The sequence below is a fragment of the Sphingopyxis bauzanensis genome (assembly GCF_002205675.1).
In the GTDB taxonomy this organism is placed as follows: domain Bacteria; phylum Pseudomonadota; class Alphaproteobacteria; order Sphingomonadales; family Sphingomonadaceae; genus Sphingopyxis; species Sphingopyxis bauzanensis.
The window spans coordinates 173,319-190,028 of record NZ_NISK01000004.1; the positions used below are offsets into that span (position 1 = coordinate 173,319).

Genomic DNA, 16,710 nt, shown 5'->3' on the forward strand with positions numbered 1-16,710 from the left:
AAGAAACCACTTACGCGCGCGCCATTCCCAACCAACGCGCGGCGCGCGGCAGGCGCGGGATGATGAGCCGATCGACGATCCATAGCAAGATCAGCGAGGCCGCGAGCAACGGCAGCAGCGCAGCCAGCGCCAAGATGATCGCCGCAACCCCTTTAAGCTTCGCCGGATCGCGCGGCAGCGGCGGGGCGCCCAGCGCATCGTCGGGCTTGCGGCGGCGCCACATCAGAAATCCGGAGACGGCGAGAATCATCAGCATCAACGCGGTGAGCACCCCGATCAGCTGGCTGACGATCCCGAACAAGGCCCCCTCATGCCAAGCGACGCCGATCCCGACGACGCGGTCGATCACATGTTTGTCGGCAAAGCCGCTGCGCGACACCTCGATCCCGGTGACGACGTCATAACTCACCTTGCGCACCAGCGGCCGGTTCTGCGTCTGGGTGGTCAGCGTCCAGGTGTCGCCACTGGGCGGCCCGAACATGTTCGGCGCCCCCGGCGGCTGGATGATTACCGGCGCGGGCAAATTCTCGTTCCGCGCGCGCAGCACGATGCGGTCGAGCAGGACGCGCGGCGCATCGCCGACCGCGACCGGCCCGGGCATCGCCTTGGCCATCGCACTATGATCATGCGCCGCATGATGATCCGCCGCACCGCTTTTCCAGTCCTGCGCGCCCTGTACCCACCCCATCTCGGCGCGCACGGCGCGAAAGCCCTGCGCCCAGACATCAGTCCACGGCAGCGCGGTGAGCAGCAGCACCAGCGCCAGCCCCGACACCCAGAATCCGGTCACCGCATGCAAATCGCGCAGCGCAATCCGTCCGCCCAGCCCCAGCCGCGGCCAAATCACCCCGGTGATCCCGCGCCCGCGCGGCCACCACAGATACAGCCCGGTCAGGATCATCACGATCGCCCAGCTCGCTGCTAGCTCAACGATAATCCCGCCCGCTTTGCCGATCAACAGGCTGCCGTGGATCTTCGCCAGCCACGCCGAAATGCGGTCGTCAGGATTGGCGCTGCCGATCACCTCACCCCGCGGCGACACCGCGACGTCGCGCATCCCGCCACTCGGCAGACCGACGTGAACGATCGCCGCATCGCCGGGCGCCTCCGGCACGCGGTAATAATGAAATCTCGCGCCGGGAAAGGCGGTCAGTGCTGCCTTCACCTGCGCGTCGGCATCGACCCGCTCGGCGGTCGGCAGGTCGCGCCACGCGCTTTCCTGCCACCGGTCGAGCTGCGGCTTGAACAGATACGCCCCCCCCGTCACCGACAGCATGAGGATGAAGGGGATGACGAACAGCCCGGCATAGAAATGCCAGCGCCAGATCGTGCGATAGAGCGGAATCCGGTTGATGTCGGTCATCCCCTGTCCTTTCGCTTAGAAGCGCGAGCGAATGCCCGCGGATACCGCGCGGCGCTCAACCGGATAAAAAATTGCCGATGACGGCATGGCGGCGATCACGGCGCTGATGTCGCCGATCGCCTTCTTGCCCGTGACGTTACGGACGTCGACAAAGGCGTCGATCCCTTCGGCAATCCGCGCCCCGCCGGTCACGCCCAGCAAAGCATAGCCCGGCGTTTGCACCAGATTGCGGTAATCGGCGTAGGGACCGTTGGGCACCCACTCGACATTCGGCGCGATATGCAGCGCGTCGCTCCCGATCCGCACCTCGACCCGATAGACATGCTTTGGCACCACCGGCAGGCGGTTGTCGCCGTAGCTAGCGTCGCCGCGAAAGCGGAAGTCGCTGTAAGTAAAGACCTGCCGTAGCCGCAGCCAGTCGGTCGGCGCGATTTCCAGCGCTGCCTCAATCCCCTGATGCAGCGTGCGGTCGGCGTTGAAGGTCGCTGCCGGAATGCTGACATTGGTGGTGAATTGCAGCAATTCGCCCTTCAGCGTCGAGCGGTAGAGCGCGAGATCCCAGCTGACGATCCCGGTCTTGCCGCGCGTTCCGACCTCGGCCGTCCACGCGCGCTGGGGGCGGATGGCCAAGACGACCTGGCTGATCGGCGGAGTGCCGATGGTCTGGAACACTTCACCAAAACCGGGAAACTCGGCCGAGCGGCTATAATTGGCGACGAATTGCACATTTTCGTTCGGCTCGAACAGCACGCCGGCCTTGGGTGAAAAGGAGTCGAATTCGATCCGGCCGTCGCGCGACGTCGAGACATTGACCCGCCGCTTGCGGAAGCCGTCGGCAGAGACGCCGCCCGCGATCAAGGTCAGCTGCTCGACCGGTCGCACGCGCACCTCGCCATAGATATTGGCGGTGCGCGCGGTCTGGTCGACATCGAACACGAGCGCGCCGCGCCGCCCCGCGACATTGACATATTGCCGCGCGTCGGTGCTGCCGCGACGCAGCTCGCCGCCGAGCGTGGCCTCGAGCGGCCCCGCGGCATAGTCGGCGCGGAAAAAGCCGCCAAGATCGAGCGAGTCCTGATCGATCACCTGAAAGATCGGGTGATAGAGCGACTTCGCATTGACGAAGCCGCCCACATCAAGCTTGAACGCGCCCCAGTCGAACGTGGTGCGGTTCTGGAGCCGCAGCGACACGATGTCGCGCGCCTGATCGCCCGCGACGGCTGCCGCGCTGGCGACGCGCGGCGTGGTCAGCGCTTGATCGAAGGTCAGCGCCCCGGGGATTTCTTGCCTGAGGTCATTATAGCTGGCATGGAATCGCGTCGAAACGACGTCGCTCAGCTTCAGCCCGACATTGCCGTGAAAGCGAAAGCTGCGCCGGTTCACATGATCGCGGTTGCCGCTCGACGTGTCGGCGCTGACCGCCGCCCACGCATCGACGCGCTCACTGGCAACGCCCGCCGACACCAGCCCGCGATAGCTGTCGAAACTGCCGACATCGCCGCGCAGGTAAAAGCCTTCGGCCGTCCGCCCGGTCGGCGTCACGCCATTGACCGCGCCACCCAAAGTCCCCGACCCGAAGCGCAGTGCATTCGCGCCACGATACACTTCGAGATGGTCGAAAAAGATCGGCTCGAGTTCCTGGAAATCGCCATTGTCGTCGGCCAGGTTGATCGGCACCCCGTCCTGGAGCAGCGTCAGCCCGCGCATGTGGAACCCGCGCGACAGCCCCGATCCGCGGATCGAGATGCGGACCTCCTGCCCATAGCGCGGCTGGAGATAGACGCCGGGCGAAAAGGCGAGCGTATCGCGCAAGCTGACGATCGACTTGTCGGCATAATCCTGATGGCTGACGACATCGGCACCGCCCGCGGTCTTGGCGACGCGCGCTTCGGCGTCGTTGGTCAGTTCGGGCGCGGTGACGATGATCGTCGGATCGGCTTCGGCCTCGGCGGCGTGCGCCGCGACAGGGACGAGCGAGAAGGCGAGCGCCAGCAAGGGCGCCGCCCGATAGGCGTGAGGTATCATGGTTCAATCTTTCGCGTGAAGTCAGCAAAGCGCCGCGCCGCGCATCTGCGCGGGCGGCCGTTTAATCTGGTTCAGGCGAAAGCGGGCGGTCCGGTACTGGGCGGCAGTGGTGACGCAATACCCGGCGCATAGCCCAGCGACAGCACCGCAACCGGGGTCGCCACCGCAACCATCGGTGCGGCAAGCAACACGGGTTCAGCGGGGACGATCGGCGCATTGGCGAGCGCGCCCCACGGGCAATGCTGCTGCGTCTCGCCCGCGTCGTGGATGCCCGCTTTTTCCAGCGGGACGGTTACCGTCTTGCCGGGATCGGTCGGGTCCGAACAGATGCGCACGGTGATCGACCCGCCCGCATCGCTCTCGATCATCCACCCCGGCGCGACCAGCACCCGCGCGCCGAGGGCGAGGAGCAGCGGCAACAGCAGCATAATGCCGGGACGGCGAAAGGCGGCGAGCAGGCTCACGCCGCGGGCTTTATGGCGCACTACGCCAACTGACAAGCTGACATCGTTCCACCCACTCGTCATTGCGAGCGAAGTGACGCAATCGGGAGCGTTTTACGCACACTCTGGATTGCCGCGTCGCCTTCGGCTCCTCGCAATGACGGTGTTTACTCTGTCGGCGTCTCGTCGATCTTCTTGCCGGTGCGTTTCCACGGATACAGGAACTGCCCCCAGTAGTGTTTCGGCACATCCTCGGGAATCCCGTAATTCTCGGGCCAGCGGTCCTTCGGCAGATGGAACGTCCCGAATATCTTGTCGAGCCATGGGAAATGGATCGCAAAATTGACATCAAACGCCTCGCGTTCCAGCCCATGGTGCCAATGGTGAAAACGCGGCGTCGCGATCCAGTGGCCCAGCTGGTTGAAATTTCCCCCGACATTCGCGTGGAGCAATGATGACCACACGTACACAAAGCCGATATAGGCCTGCATCACCGACGGGCTGAAACCCAGAGTGAACAGCGGCAGTGAGGTGATCGAGCGCAGCAGGATGATCTCGACAAAATGCATCCGCGATCCCGCCAGCCAGTCCATCGACTTCGCGCTGTGGTGGATCGCGTGGAACCCCCACAGGAACGGCACTTTGTGGAACAACCGGTGATACCAATATTGGGCGAGATCCGACGCGACGAGCACGATCGCGAACTGGACGAGCCAGGGCAGCGACGCGATCCCGGCGCGAAATGCCTGCCAGTTCGACGTATTCTCATTGATGATCGTCGACGGCGCGAGCGCCAGGAAGCCCAGCACCTGCACAAACATCGTGCTGACGAGGTAATAGAATAGATCCTCGCGCCATTCGGTGCGGAACAGGCGCTGCGCGCGGCGATGCGGGAACAGCCGTTCGAGCGGCGCGAACATGAAACCGGTGATCAGCAGATTGACGACAAAAAAGTCGAGCCCGAAGAAAATCCCCCAGCTGCGCGTCTCAGCGGGCTGGACATTGGCGCCGCCGATCAGCGTCGCGGCCAGTGCGATGATAAGCGCAGTCGCGCCCAGCACCTTGCGGGGGCGGAGCAACAGGCTGAGCAGCGCAAGCCCGTAACTCGCGAGCAGCACCAGATGCACCACCCCGCGAAACCCGCCCCAATCCTTGATGATTGCGAGTTCGGGCGTCGCAAACCAGTCGGGAAAGCGCAACGCGATCACCATCCCGAACCCGACGATCGCGAACAGCAAGGCGAAAAAACCTGACAACCACCCGCTACCGAACCGCCGCACCTCGGTATGCGATTCCAGATCGCGCATCAGATGGTTCAGATAGTCGCGTTTCGCCATATGGTCCCCACCCCATTTGCCCCGCCCAAATCCTCCCCGCTTGCGGGGAGGGGCCCATGCGAAGCATGGTGGAGGGGGCTTTCGTCCTGAAAGCGAGGCTTGATGAAGCAAACCCCCACCGTCAAGCCTGCGGCTTGCCACCTCCCCACAAGTGGGGAGGATCATCCTACCCTGCCGCCACGACAATTGCCGCCCACGCGGCCTCGTCAATCACCCGTATTCCCAGCGCCGCCGCCTGCTTCAGCTTCGACCCCGCCCCCGGCCCCGCGACGACCAGGTCGGTCTTCGCGCTCACCGATCCCGCCGCCTTGGCGCCCAATGCCTCCGCCTGCGCCTTCGCCTCGTCGCGGCTCATAGTCTCCAGCTTGCCGGTGAACACCACCGTCATCCCCGACACTTCGCTCGCGCGCGTTTCGACGACAAAGGGCGGAGGCGACACCTCGGAGAATAAATCGTCCCACAGCGCGCGGTTGTGCGGTTCGTGGAAGAAATCGCCGAGCGCCTCGGCGACCGCAGGGCCGATACCGTCGGCGCGGACGTCGAGGATCGTCTTGACCGCCTCCATCTTGCGCGTCACATATTTGCCGTCGGATTCGCCCTCGCCGCGCGGGTTTGCCTCGACATAAGCGTTGATCTCGGTTGCCCTGGCGGGAAGCAGCGTGATGTCACCCACACCTTTCAACAGATCGCGCGCGGTCACCGCACCGATGTGACGGATGCCCAGCCCGAACAGCAGTCGCGCCGCGTCGGGCGCGCGTTTCGCCTCGATCGCGGCGAAAAGATTGTCGACCGACTTTTCCTTCCACCCCTCGCGCGCCAGCAGTTCGTCGCGGTGCCGATGCAGCCGGAAAATATCCGCCGGCCCCTTGTCGAGCCAGCCGAGCTCCAGAAATTCGGCGATGCTTTTCTCGCCCAGTCCCTCGATATCGAGCGCCCCGCGGCTGACGAAATGACGCAATCGCTCGAACTTTTGCGCCGCGCAGATCAGCCCGCCGGTGCAGCGCACATCGACCTCGCCCTCTTCGGCGACCGCTTCGCTGCCGCACACCGGGCAATGATCGGGAAAGACATAGGCGTCGCGTGCCTCATCGCGGGTCAGATTCGCAACCAACTGCGGGATCACATCGCCCGCGCGCTGCACGACCACCCGATCGCCCGGGCGCACGCCCAGCCGCCCAATCTCGTCGCGGTTGTGCAACGTGACGTTCGACACCACCACCCCGCCAACCGTCACCGGAGTCAACCGCCCGACTGGGGTTAGCTTGCCGGTGCGCCCGACCTGGATGTCGATCGCCTCCAACGTCGTCTGCGCGCGTTCGGCGGGAAACTTATGCGCGATGGCCCAGCGCGGCGCCTTCGCCACGAACCCCAGCCGCGTCTGCCAGTCGAGCCGATCGACCTTATAGACCACGCCGTCGATGTCGTAAGGCAGCTCGGCGCGCCGCGCCTCGATATCGCGATAATGCGCCAACACGTCGGCCACGCTGTCGAAACGACCGAGCAGCGACGACACCGGCACCCCCCAGCTTTCGATCAACCGCATCATGCCATGTTGCGTTGCCGCAGGCACCTCGCTGACCTCGCCCCAGCCATGCGCCAGAAAGCGCAGCGGTCGCGCCGCGGTGACGCTCGCATCCTTCTGCCGCAGCGATCCGGCGGCAGCGTTGCGCGGGTTGGCAAAGACCTTCGCCTCGGCTTTTTGCTGCGCAGCATTGAGTGCAGCAAAATCCGCTTTGGCCATATAGATTTCGCCGCGGATTTCGAACACGTCCGGCACGTTTCCGGCCAGCTTTTCCGGTACATCCGATATGGTGCGGACATTCGGCGTCACATCCTCGCCAACATTCCCGTCCCCGCGCGTCGCCGCCTGCACCAGCACGCCCTGCTCATAGCGCAGCGAGCAGGACAGCCCGTCAATCTTGTCCTCCGCGGTCAGCGCAACCGCGGCGTCTTCGGACAGGTTCAGGAACCGCCGCACCCGCGCGACAAATTCGGCGACATCCTCGTCGCCGAACGCATTGTCGAGGCTCATCATCCGCTGGGCGTGGGTGACCTTGGCGAGCGGCGACGCCTCGACTGCGGCGCCCACCAGCTTGTTCGGGCTGTCGGCGCGGATCAGGTGCGGGAAAGCGTCTTCCAGCGCATTGTTGCGGCGCACCAGCGCGTCATAATCCGCGTCCGAAATCTCTGGACTGTCATCGGCATGATACAGCCGGTTGTGATACGCGATGGCCTTCGCCAGCCGCATCAGTTCGTTGGCAGCATCGGCCTCGGTCAAGTCTGAAATGTCGGTCATTCGCTCTCGTCGAACAGGGGTTTAAACTCGGCGCGAGTGCCAAAGCCGGCGATGATCGGGCGCGCCTTGGTGATCGCCGCTCGTACCTGCGGCAAGGCAAGCGACGCCGCGTGCGCATCCTTGTCCGTCCAGAATTCGACGATCCACAAGGCGTCCGCATTCGCCATATCGTTGCCGACCAGATAACCCAGGTTTCCGGGCATGTCCGCCGTGCCTTCCTGCAAGATCGCGGCAAGCGCGGCACGCTGACCCGGCTTGGCGTTCATCTGCCCGATCACGCCATATTGGGGAACGATCTTGTCCGCCATAACATCCTCCATTGCTTGCGATTGCCGCGCAGGCAGCACCATCGCCGCCATCGCCAGCAACCCGGCCAGATGCGCACGCCGATCCATCATTCCGCAATGACCAGCACATGCACCGCACGCCGGATACGAAAGCCCAGCGATTCATACAGCGCGATCGCCCCGGCGTTGTCGGCATAGCTGTGTAAAAACGGCTGTTCGCCGCGCGCCACCATGTCGCGCATCACATGGCCGATCAGCGACCGGGCATAGCCGCGGCCGCGGCAATCGGCCCAGGTCGAGACCCCGCTCACTTCGGCCATGCCGGGCATCAGCATCCGCTGCCCTGCCATCGCGAGCAGGCGGCCATCATCGTCGCAAATCCCGAAGAACGGCCCATAGCGATGCGTTTTAGGCCCCCATGGCCCGGGCTTGGCGTGGTCGGCCAGCGCCGCCATCTCCGGCGCATCCGCCTCGCCCAGACCGATGATCGCGGGTTCGCCGTCGCGCGCCGTCGGCGGCGCCCCTTCGGCGACCATCTGCGTCAGCACCGCACGCTTCACCTCGCGCACCCCGGCGGGCACCGGCCAGCGCTCGCCCTCGACGATCCACAAGTCCTTACCTTGGGGAATCAGCGCCGCGAGCGCGGCCTGCGCCTCGGCGCCAGTATCGGCGGCGACCCCAAACACGCCATAACCGCGGTCGAGCCGCAGCGCGCGCGCATCCCCCTCCGCCAGATGCGCCTGCCGTCCGGTGAGCATGCTCCACACTGGCCGGTCGAGCGGGTGCGCGGTCATGGGCTCAGCGCCCTTCCATCGCCAGCGCCTCGGTCGCGGGGATCTGCATCCCCTCGAACGCCTGCGCCGCATAAGGTCCGGCGGGATCGACCCAGTGCAGGAACAGATGCGCCGACCAGCGGTTGGGATTGGGCATCATCCGCCCGTGCAGGCGGTGAACGCCCTGATACAGCACCGCATCGCCGGCCAGCATGGGCACCGACCCATAGGCTTCGTCGCCAAAATCGGCATCGGCACGTTCGCGCGGTGTTTCGATATGCTGCGACCCGACCTCGAGCGGCCAGGCCTTATCGTCGCTCGCCGCAAGCAGCAGCGACAAGCTATGTTCGCACGCGTGGCGATCCGAATGGACACGGCAGATATCGCCCGCGCGGTACATACGGAAATAGCAATAGGTCGGGCGCAGGTCATGGCCGACCAGCGTGCTGATCGCGGGAGTCATCCCCCACAGGAACGTCGCCATCGGCGGATATTGCTGGCCATACACCTCGACCGCCTCGGTCTTGAGCAACGCAGAGCCTCGTTTCAGCGCGTCGAACGACACCCCGCCGCGAATCAGGTCGGATTTCAGCGTCGCGAGGAAGGCGTGCGTCACATCGGCCGGGACAAACCCCGGCAACGCAAGATAACCCTGTTCGCGGTAATCCTGTCTCCGGTCGTCGGTCATATCGTCTCCAGCAGCCTTTCCGCCTGCGCCCGCGCTTCGGCGGTCACCTCGGCGCCCGACAGCATCCGCGCGATTTCCTCGCGGCGGCCCGCTTCGTCAAGCACGTGAACGCTCGTGCGCGTCACCACGCCCTCGCTCGACTTGGCGATGACGAAATGCCCTACGCCCTTAGCCGCGACCTGGGGGCTGTGCGTCACCGCCAGCAATTGCTTGCCCGCGCCCGCCAGCCTTGCCAGCCGCTCGCCGATCGCCGACGCGACCGCGCCGCCCACGCCGCGGTCGATTTCGTCAAAGATGATCGTGTCTGCTCCACCCTCTTCGGCGAGCGCGACCTTGAGCGCGAGGATGAAGCGCGACAATTCGCCCCCCGACGCGATCTTCGCCAGCGGCGCAAAGGGCGCGCCGGGGTTGGTCGAAATCAGATATTCGACGCGGTCGATGCCATCCGGCCCCCAGCGTTCGGCGGGCAAGCGCTCGACAAGCGTCTGGAACCGCGCCGCGTCGAGCTTCAGCGGCACCAGTTCGCCCGCCACCGCGGCATCGAGCCGCGCCGCGGCCTTGGTGCGCAGGTCCGACAGCGCGCTCGCAGTATGGGTGTAGGCGGCGGCGGTTTCCGCCACTGCGGCCTCCAGCTTCGCGAGCCCGGCGCTGCCGCCCTCGATCGCATCGAGCCGGGCCGCGAGCGTGCCGCTGAGCTTCGTGAGCTCGTCGGGCTGGACATTGTGCTTGCGCGCCATCGCCCGCAGTTCGAACAGGCGCGTCTCGGTCGCGTCAAGCCGTTCGGGGTCATATTCCATCGCCCGCGCGGCTTCGCGCAGCCGCGTCTCGGCCTCGTCGGCCTCGATAATCGCCCGATCGAGCCCGGCGAGCGCTTCGGCAAGCAGCGGGTGATCGCCCGCGACCCGGTCGAGCCGCCGCGCCGCGCCGCGCAACAGCGCCGGACCGCTGTCGCTGCCCTCGAACGCCTCCAGGATCGTGCCCAAATCGCCCGCGATCTTTTCGCCCTTCTGCATCGCCGCGCGCGCTTCGGACAGCTCGGTATCCTCGCCAGGCTGCGGGCTGAGCGCCTGCAGTTCGGCGACGCAATGTTCCAGCCATTCGCGGTCGCGCGTCGCCTCATCGAGCGCGCTGCGCGCCGCCGCCAGCTTTGTTTCGGCGCCGCGCCACGCCATATGCGCCGCTGCCACTGCGCCCGTGTCGGCGCGCGCAAAGGCGTCGAGCAAAGCGCGATGCCCCGCCGGCGCGAGCAACCCGCGATCGTCGTGCTGACCATGGATCTCGACCAGATGCCCACCAACCTCGCGCAGCAGCGCCGCCGAACAGGGCTGGTCATTCAGGAACGCGCGGCTGCCGCCGTCGGCCTTGAGCGTGCGGCGCACCAGCAGCGGCTCGCCCGGCTCCAGCGCGATCTCGTTGCCGGCGAGCAGCGCGGCGAGCGGTGTACCCGCCACCGGCGCGTCAAAACTCGCGGTCACCTGCGCCTGCCCGCTACCCTGCCGCACCAATGCGCTGTCGGCGCGCGCACCCAGCGCGAGCCCCAGCGCGTCGAGCAGGATCGACTTGCCCGCTCCTGTCTCGCCGGTGAGCACACCCAATCCGGCCGCGAAATCAAGGTCGAGCCGTTCGATCAGAACGATATTGGCGATGGATAAAGCGGTTAGCACGAGCCGTCCTTACCGCAGAACAAAGGCAGAATCTATTCCCGGCGCGATCAGACGCTCGGCGCGTGCTTCTGCATCAGCTTGTAGGCGCGGTCATACCATTCGTTACCCGGATAGTTGGCACCCAGCACCGCGGCCGACTTCTTCGCTTCGACGGGAATGCCCAGCGCGAGATAGGATTCCGTCAGGCGGTAAAGCGCTTCGGGCGCATGGCTCGTCGTTTGATATTTGTCGACCACCTCGCGGAAACGGATCGATGCCGCCAGCCAGTTCGAGCTGCGCTGATAGAAGCGGCCGATTTCCATTTCCTTGCCCGCCAGATGGTCCTGCACCAGATCGACCTTTAGCCGCGCGTCCGACGCATAGCGGCTGTCGGGATAGCGGCGGATCACTTCACCGAGCGCGTTGGACGCCTGCTGGGTGATTTTCTGGTCGCGAGTGACGTCGCTGATCTGCTCATAATAGCTGAGACCGATCAGATAATAAGCATAGGGCGCATCCTTGTTGCCCGGATGGATCGCCAGGAACCGCTGCGCGGCTTCGATCGCCGGGGTATATTCGCGGTCCATATAGTAACTGAACGAGCTCATCAGCTGCGCGCGGCGCGCCCAGGGCGAATAGGGATGCTGGCGCTCGACCTCGTCGAACAGCGCCGCCGCAATGCCATATTGCTGGCGATCGAGCCGGTCCTGCGCCGCGCGGTACAGTGTGTTGACGTCGCGCGCGACATAGCGCGTATCGGGCTTTGACCCGCCACCGCCGGCGCAAGCCGCGAGCGGCGTGATAATCAGGGCGGCGGCGAGCAGGCGCGTCATGGCGCGCGAGGGAAAACGCTGAGTCATGCGCGCGGTATAGCCACAGCGGGGATGAACGCAAAATAAATGATGGACGGCTCAGCGCAGATTTACGGCGCCTTCACCACACACCCCTTGGGCGCATCCGCGGGCGCGGGAACGCGGCGCGCGGTCTTGATCGTCACCTGCGGCTCGAGCATCTGGCCGACCATCACGCCCTGCCCCGCGGTCGGCGAGACGGGCGCATTGAAGATCGCCTCAGCTACCGCGGTGCCCGCAACCAATTCGCCAAACACCGCAAAGCCTGCACCGTCACCGCCCGGCGAATCGCTGTCGAACCCCTTGATATCGGAGAGCAGCAGGAAAAAATCGGTCGTCGCATCGCCGGGGTTCAGCCGCGCCATCGACAATGCGCCCTTGCAATTGGTCAGCCCGCTCGCCTTCGTCGGCTCGTGCGCGATCGGCGGAAAATTCCTGCGCGCATCGCCGCGATTGCCCGCCTGGATCAGCTGATTGCCGGGCCCCCAGCTTTTGGTCGAGCGATAAAATTTGAACCCGTCCATCTGCTTGGCATCGACATAACGCAGGAAATTGGCCGCCGTCACCGGCGCCCGCTCGTTTTCCAGCCGCACCACGATCGTGCCCAGGTCAGTAACCAGCGCGACATGCGGGCGCGGGTCGGTCGTCGCGGCATCGGGTGGCACCGGCAGCGGCGGGGGTGGTGGTGGTGGCGCAAAGGTCGGTCGCGGCCGCGGTGGCGAGGGGGTAGTGGGCGGCGAGGCCGGAGCGGCCTGGGCTGCCAGGGCGAGCGAGAGGATCAGGGTCAGCATGGCTCTGCTTATGACCCGCTCCTTACGCCCAAGAAAGCCGGAATTTTCGGCACGCCATTGCCAGGTGCCACCAAAGCGAACCAGTTCCACACGTTCGATGCCAACCTTGCGGGTCGTTGCAACGCGACGCCCGAGAAAATAATTCAACCATAAGGTTGACAATATTCGCCGATGGATCATATTAAACCACATGGTTGAACATGATTCGCACGCACTCGACACTATCTTCCACGCCCTTGGCGACGCCACGCGGCGCACCATGCTCGGCGACCTTGCCGCCGGAGAACGCACGGTGGGCGAGCTCGCCCAGCCCTTCGCGATGTCGCTGGCGGCGGCCTCGAAACATATCAAGGTGCTTGAAGCTGCGGGACTGATCCGTCGCGACATCCGCGGTCGCACGCATGTCTGTAGCCTCGACCCCGCTCCGCTGATGTCCGCCGACGAGTGGCTCGGCGTCTATCGCCGCTTCTGGACCGACCGCCTCGATACCCTCGAACAGCTGCTGCGCGCCGACGACGCCGCACCGCCGCCCCCCAAGCCAACCCTCCCCAGAAAAGAAGGAGAATGACGATGAATTTCATGACGACGGCCGACAAATATGGCGTGGTCAGCGAGGACGCGACCCTAACGCTCGAACGCCTGCTGCCCGGGCCGATCGACCGCATCTGGTCGTATCTTGTCAACAGCGATCTGCGCCGCCAGTGGCTCGCTGCGGGCGCGATGGAGCAACGGGTCGGCGCCCCGGTCGACCTGGTCTGGCGCAACGACGAACTGACCGACCCGCCCGGCACTCGCCCCGACGGCATGGACGAAGAGCATCGCATGACGTGCGAAGTCCTCGAATTCGACGCCCCGCACCGGCTGGCGATCAGCTGGGGCAGCACCGGCGGCGTGACCTTCACGCTGCGCGAGCAGGGTGCCCATGTGTTGCTGACCATCACCCACCGCCGCGTCGCCGATGCCACGGTGCTGCTGAACGTCAGCGCCGGCTGGCATTCGCATGTCGATGTGCTGGAGGCAACGCTGCGCGGTACCTCACCCACGCCGCACTGGGACAATTTTGTGCGCCTGCGCGGTGAATATGCGGCTCGGCTAAAGGGCTGATCGAGCCATTGCGAAAGGACGGTGGGGGCGGCGCGAGTGGCCCCTTACCGACTTCTGGCGGCGACCGGTTCTAGCCGTTTATCCTCCCTTTGGCGAAGCCATGGGGAGGTGGCAGCGGCCTAGCCGCTGACGGAGGGGCCATGGCGCAACGTCGCCGCCCCTCCACCATCGCCTGCGGCGACGGTCCCGCTCTCCATCGTTTCGCCACAAGGAGGATCGGCTTCGGCAGCTTCCTACCGCAACGCCCCATCCACCCATCAACTTGCGATCCCCCCCGCACCCGATTACCCCTTCCGCATGCCCGCGGACAAAATCTTCATCAGCGCCAACGACCTTCTTGCCGATTCGCTGCGGCTGGGCATGCAGGTGATCGACAGCGGTTTCAAACCGACCCACCTCGTCGGCATCTGGCGCGGTGGGGCGCCGGTCGGTATCGCGGTGCAGGAATTGCTCGATTATCATGGCCAGCATTGCGATCACATCGCGATCCGCACTTCGTCCTATCACGGCATTGACCGACAGGATCCCGAGGTAAAGGTGTTTGCGCTCGGTTATCTGATCGACACGCTCGATCCCGACGATCGGCTGCTGATCATCGATGATGTGTTCGACAGCGGCCGCAGCATCCGCGCCTTCATCGCCGAATTGAAGGCGCGCTGCCGCCACAATATGCCGCGCGACATCCGCATCGCGACTGTCTGGTTCAAGCCCGGGCGCAACGTCACCGACCTGCGCCCCGATTTCTTCGTCCATGAAACCGACCAGTGGCTAATTTTCCCGCACGAAATCGACGGGCTGACGATCGACGAGATCCGCGAGCACAAGCCCGAGGCGGTGATCATCCTGCGCGAAGAAGGCACCGGCGATGCATGATGGTTTCGCCTCGGCCGACGACCGCGCTACCTTCATCGCCGCGCTACCCAAGGCCGAGCTGCACCTGCATATCGAAGGCTCGCTCGAACCCGAACTGATGTTCGAGCTGGCGCAGCGCAACAATGTCGCAATCCCATTCGCCAATGTCGAAGAGGTCCGCGCCGCCTACGCCTTCTCGAACCTCCAGGATTTCCTCGACATTTATTATCAGGGGATGGGCGTCCTCCACACCGAGCAGGATTTCTTCGACCTCACCACCGCCTATCTCGCCCGCGCGCACGCCGACGCGGTGCGCCACGTCGAAATCTTCTTCGATCCCCAAGGGCATACCGAACGCGGCATCGCGTTCGCGACCGTGGTCCTCGGCATCAGCCGCGCACTTGATGATGCGCTAGCGCGCTATGGCATCACCTCGAAACTCATCATGTGTTTCCTCCGCCACCTCAGCGAAGCCGAAGCCGACGCAACGCTCGACGAAGCCCTGCCGTATCTGGGCCGCATCGACGGCGTCGGCCTCGACAGCTCCGAAGTCGGCCACCCGCCGTCCAAGTTCGAGCGCGTCTTTGCCCGCGCCCGCAGCCTCGACCTGAAAATCGTCGCGCACGCCGGCGAGGAAGGCCCGCCGGCCTATGTCTATGAAGCGCTCGATCTGCTCAAAGTCGACCGCATCGACCATGGCAACCGCAGCCTCGAAGACCCTGCCCTCGTCGCGCGCCTCGCCGCTGCGGGCATGACGCTCACCGTCTGTCCGCTGTCGAACCTGAAGCTGTGCGTCGTCGACGACATGGCGGCGCATCCGCTGAAAATCATGCTGAGCGCAAGGCTTCACGCCACGGTGAACAGCGACGATCCCAGCTATTTCGGAGGGTATGTCAACGCCAACTACCAGGCTGTCGCCGACGCGCTCGACCTGTCGAAAGCCGAGCTGCTCACCCTTGCCCGGAACAGCTTCACCGGCTCTTTTTTGGACGATGCCGCTAAGGCAAAGCAGCTCGCGACGATCGACGCTTACACGCAGCGCTAACCGTCGCAGGGGCGACGATAGGGGGTGACCGCACCCACTATTACCGGTCACCCGCTCAACTGAAACTCACGCCGCGATCAGCACCCCATGATAGGTCCGGTCCTCAAACGCCAACCCGGCGCCCATCGCGACGCAAATCAGCGCATTTTCCGCCACCCGCACGGACAATCCCGTCGCCTCGGCGATCGCGACGTCCATGCGGCGCAGGAGCGCGCCGCCGCCGGTCAGCGTGATCCCCTCGTCAATAATGTCCGCAGACAATTCGGGCGGCGTCTGTTCCAGCGCGGCGCGTACCGACGCAACGATCTGTCCGACCGGCTCGGCCAGCGCCTCGGCGATCTCGGCCTCCGACACCTGGACCTCCGACGGGCGGCCGTTGACCAGGTCGCGCCCCTTGACGCCGATGATCATGCCGTCGCCCTCGGGCGCCACTGCGCAGCCAATCGCCAGCTTGACGCGTTCGGCGGTCATTTCGCCGATCATCAGATTATGTTTGCGGCGAATGTAGGACGAAATCATCTCGTCCATCTTGTCGCCGCCAACCCGCACCGAATTGCTGTAGGCGATGCCGCCGAGCGACAGGATCGCGACCTCGGTCGTGCCGCCGCCGATGTCGACCACCATGGCGCCCATCGGCGCGGTGACCTGTAACCCGGCGCCGATCGCGGCGGCGAGCGATTCCTCGATCAGTTGTACCGAAACTGCGCCAGCGTTCGACGCGGCGTCGCGGATCGCGCGGCGTTCGACCATCGTCGATCCCGACGGCACACAAATCACGACGTTGCTGCGCTGGCGCAGGCGGCTCGGCCCGCCGAGCGCCTTGTCGATAAAATGCTTGATCATCTGTTCGGCGACGTCGATGTCGGCGATCACCCCGTCGCGCAGCGGACGGATTGCCTGGATGTTGCTCGGCGTCTTGCCCATCATCAGCTTGGCCTCGTTGCCGACGACCTTAACGCGCCGTACCCCGTCGCGCGTTTCCAGCGCGACGACCGAGGGTTCGTTCAGGACGATGCCCTTATCGCGGACATAGACGACGGTGTTGACGGTACCCAGATCGATGGCCATGTCGTGCGCGGCCGAACCGAACCGATTAAAGAATTTCATATGCGCCGAACGCCCCTAGTCATGCTGATGGAGAATCGGGGACGCGCGTGATCGACGCCCGCAACACCCTTGGATTTCGGCTTGTGACGATGGTTAAATCGCGTC

Annotated in this window: 16 protein-coding genes; 4 read left to right on the top strand and 12 right to left on the bottom strand. The window is 65.1% G+C overall.

Going from position 1 to position 16,710, the window contains the following annotated elements; genetic code table 11:
* Window positions 1-10: 10 nt before the first annotated feature.
* The 11 genes from CDQ92_RS16310 to CDQ92_RS16360 form a co-directional block, all read right to left on the bottom strand.
* Window positions 11-1,363: a PepSY-associated TM helix domain-containing protein gene (locus CDQ92_RS16310; RefSeq protein ID WP_088442627.1), complete on the bottom strand. Its 1,353-nt coding sequence runs from the start codon at window positions 1,361-1,363 to the stop codon at window positions 11-13.
* Window positions 1,364-1,378: 15 nt separating this feature from the next.
* Window positions 1,379-3,388 (bottom strand): TonB-dependent receptor family protein, encoded by a 2,010-nt coding sequence (locus CDQ92_RS16315; protein WP_088442629.1) that lies wholly within the window; start codon window positions 3,386-3,388, stop codon window positions 1,379-1,381.
* A 71-nt stretch (window positions 3,389-3,459) separates the two neighbouring features.
* Entirely contained in the window at window positions 3,460-3,915 is a 456-nt protein-coding gene (locus CDQ92_RS16320; protein WP_144035809.1) for a hypothetical protein, read from the bottom strand.
* A gap of 83 nt (window positions 3,916-3,998) precedes the next feature.
* The gene (locus tag CDQ92_RS16325) at window positions 3,999-5,168 is read right to left on the bottom strand and encodes a sterol desaturase family protein (RefSeq protein WP_088442633.1); all 1,170 of its coding nucleotides are present in this window, start codon (window positions 5,166-5,168) and stop codon (window positions 3,999-4,001) included.
* A gap of 166 nt (window positions 5,169-5,334) precedes the next feature.
* On the bottom strand, window positions 5,335-7,464 hold the full coding sequence (gene ligA, locus CDQ92_RS16330) for an NAD-dependent DNA ligase LigA (protein ID WP_088442635.1): 2,130 nt from the start codon (window positions 7,462-7,464) through the stop codon (window positions 5,335-5,337).
* Window positions 7,461-7,862, bottom strand: a complete 402-nt coding sequence (locus tag CDQ92_RS16335) for a putative quinol monooxygenase (RefSeq protein WP_308423617.1) — start codon at window positions 7,860-7,862, stop codon at window positions 7,461-7,463. Before CDQ92_RS16335 ends, ligA begins: the two co-directional genes overlap by 4 nt.
* On the bottom strand, window positions 7,859-8,545 hold the full coding sequence (locus CDQ92_RS16340; RefSeq protein WP_088442639.1) for a GNAT family N-acetyltransferase: 687 nt from the start codon (window positions 8,543-8,545) through the stop codon (window positions 7,859-7,861). Before CDQ92_RS16340 ends, CDQ92_RS16335 begins: the two co-directional genes overlap by 4 nt.
* A 4-nt stretch (window positions 8,546-8,549) precedes the next feature.
* Window positions 8,550-9,212: a hypothetical protein gene (locus tag CDQ92_RS16345; protein ID WP_088442641.1), complete on the bottom strand. Its 663-nt coding sequence runs from the start codon at window positions 9,210-9,212 to the stop codon at window positions 8,550-8,552.
* Window positions 9,209-10,876, bottom strand: a complete 1,668-nt coding sequence (recN, locus tag CDQ92_RS16350; protein WP_088442643.1) for a DNA repair protein RecN — start codon at window positions 10,874-10,876, stop codon at window positions 9,209-9,211. The genes CDQ92_RS16345 and recN overlap by 4 nt, the downstream gene beginning before the upstream one ends.
* A 47-nt stretch (window positions 10,877-10,923) precedes the next feature.
* Window positions 10,924-11,715 (bottom strand): outer membrane protein assembly factor BamD, encoded by a 792-nt coding sequence (locus tag CDQ92_RS16355; protein WP_088442645.1) that lies wholly within the window; start codon window positions 11,713-11,715, stop codon window positions 10,924-10,926.
* A gap of 62 nt (window positions 11,716-11,777) precedes the next feature.
* Entirely contained in the window at window positions 11,778-12,497 is a 720-nt protein-coding gene (locus tag CDQ92_RS16360) for a peptidylprolyl isomerase (protein ID WP_169714578.1), read from the bottom strand.
* 190 nt (window positions 12,498-12,687) lie between these two features.
* On the opposite strand from CDQ92_RS16360, the gene CDQ92_RS16365 reads away from it, so the two are divergent.
* The 4 genes from CDQ92_RS16365 (at window position 12,688) to CDQ92_RS16380 (ending at window position 15,498) form a co-directional block, all read left to right on the top strand.
* The gene (locus CDQ92_RS16365) at window positions 12,688-13,065 is read left to right on the top strand and encodes an ArsR/SmtB family transcription factor (protein ID WP_088442647.1); all 378 of its coding nucleotides are present in this window, start codon (window positions 12,688-12,690) and stop codon (window positions 13,063-13,065) included.
* Window positions 13,066-13,067: 2 nt separating this feature from the next.
* On the top strand, window positions 13,068-13,601 hold the full coding sequence (locus tag CDQ92_RS16370) for an SRPBCC family protein (protein WP_088442649.1): 534 nt from the start codon (window positions 13,068-13,070) through the stop codon (window positions 13,599-13,601).
* Between the two features lie 297 nt (window positions 13,602-13,898).
* Window positions 13,899-14,474, top strand: coding sequence for a phosphoribosyltransferase (locus CDQ92_RS16375; RefSeq protein ID WP_088442651.1), 576 nt, complete (start codon window positions 13,899-13,901; stop codon window positions 14,472-14,474).
* Complete coding sequence (locus tag CDQ92_RS16380) at window positions 14,467-15,498, top strand: adenosine deaminase (RefSeq protein ID WP_088442653.1); 1,032 nt, start codon at window positions 14,467-14,469, stop codon at window positions 15,496-15,498. Before CDQ92_RS16375 ends, CDQ92_RS16380 begins: the two co-directional genes overlap by 8 nt.
* Window positions 15,499-15,564: 66 nt before the next feature.
* Here the strand turns inward: CDQ92_RS16380 and CDQ92_RS16385 are convergent, their stop codons facing one another.
* Window positions 15,565-16,605, bottom strand: a complete 1,041-nt coding sequence (locus tag CDQ92_RS16385; protein ID WP_088442655.1) for a rod shape-determining protein — start codon at window positions 16,603-16,605, stop codon at window positions 15,565-15,567.
* Window positions 16,606-16,710: the final 105 nt, after the last annotated feature.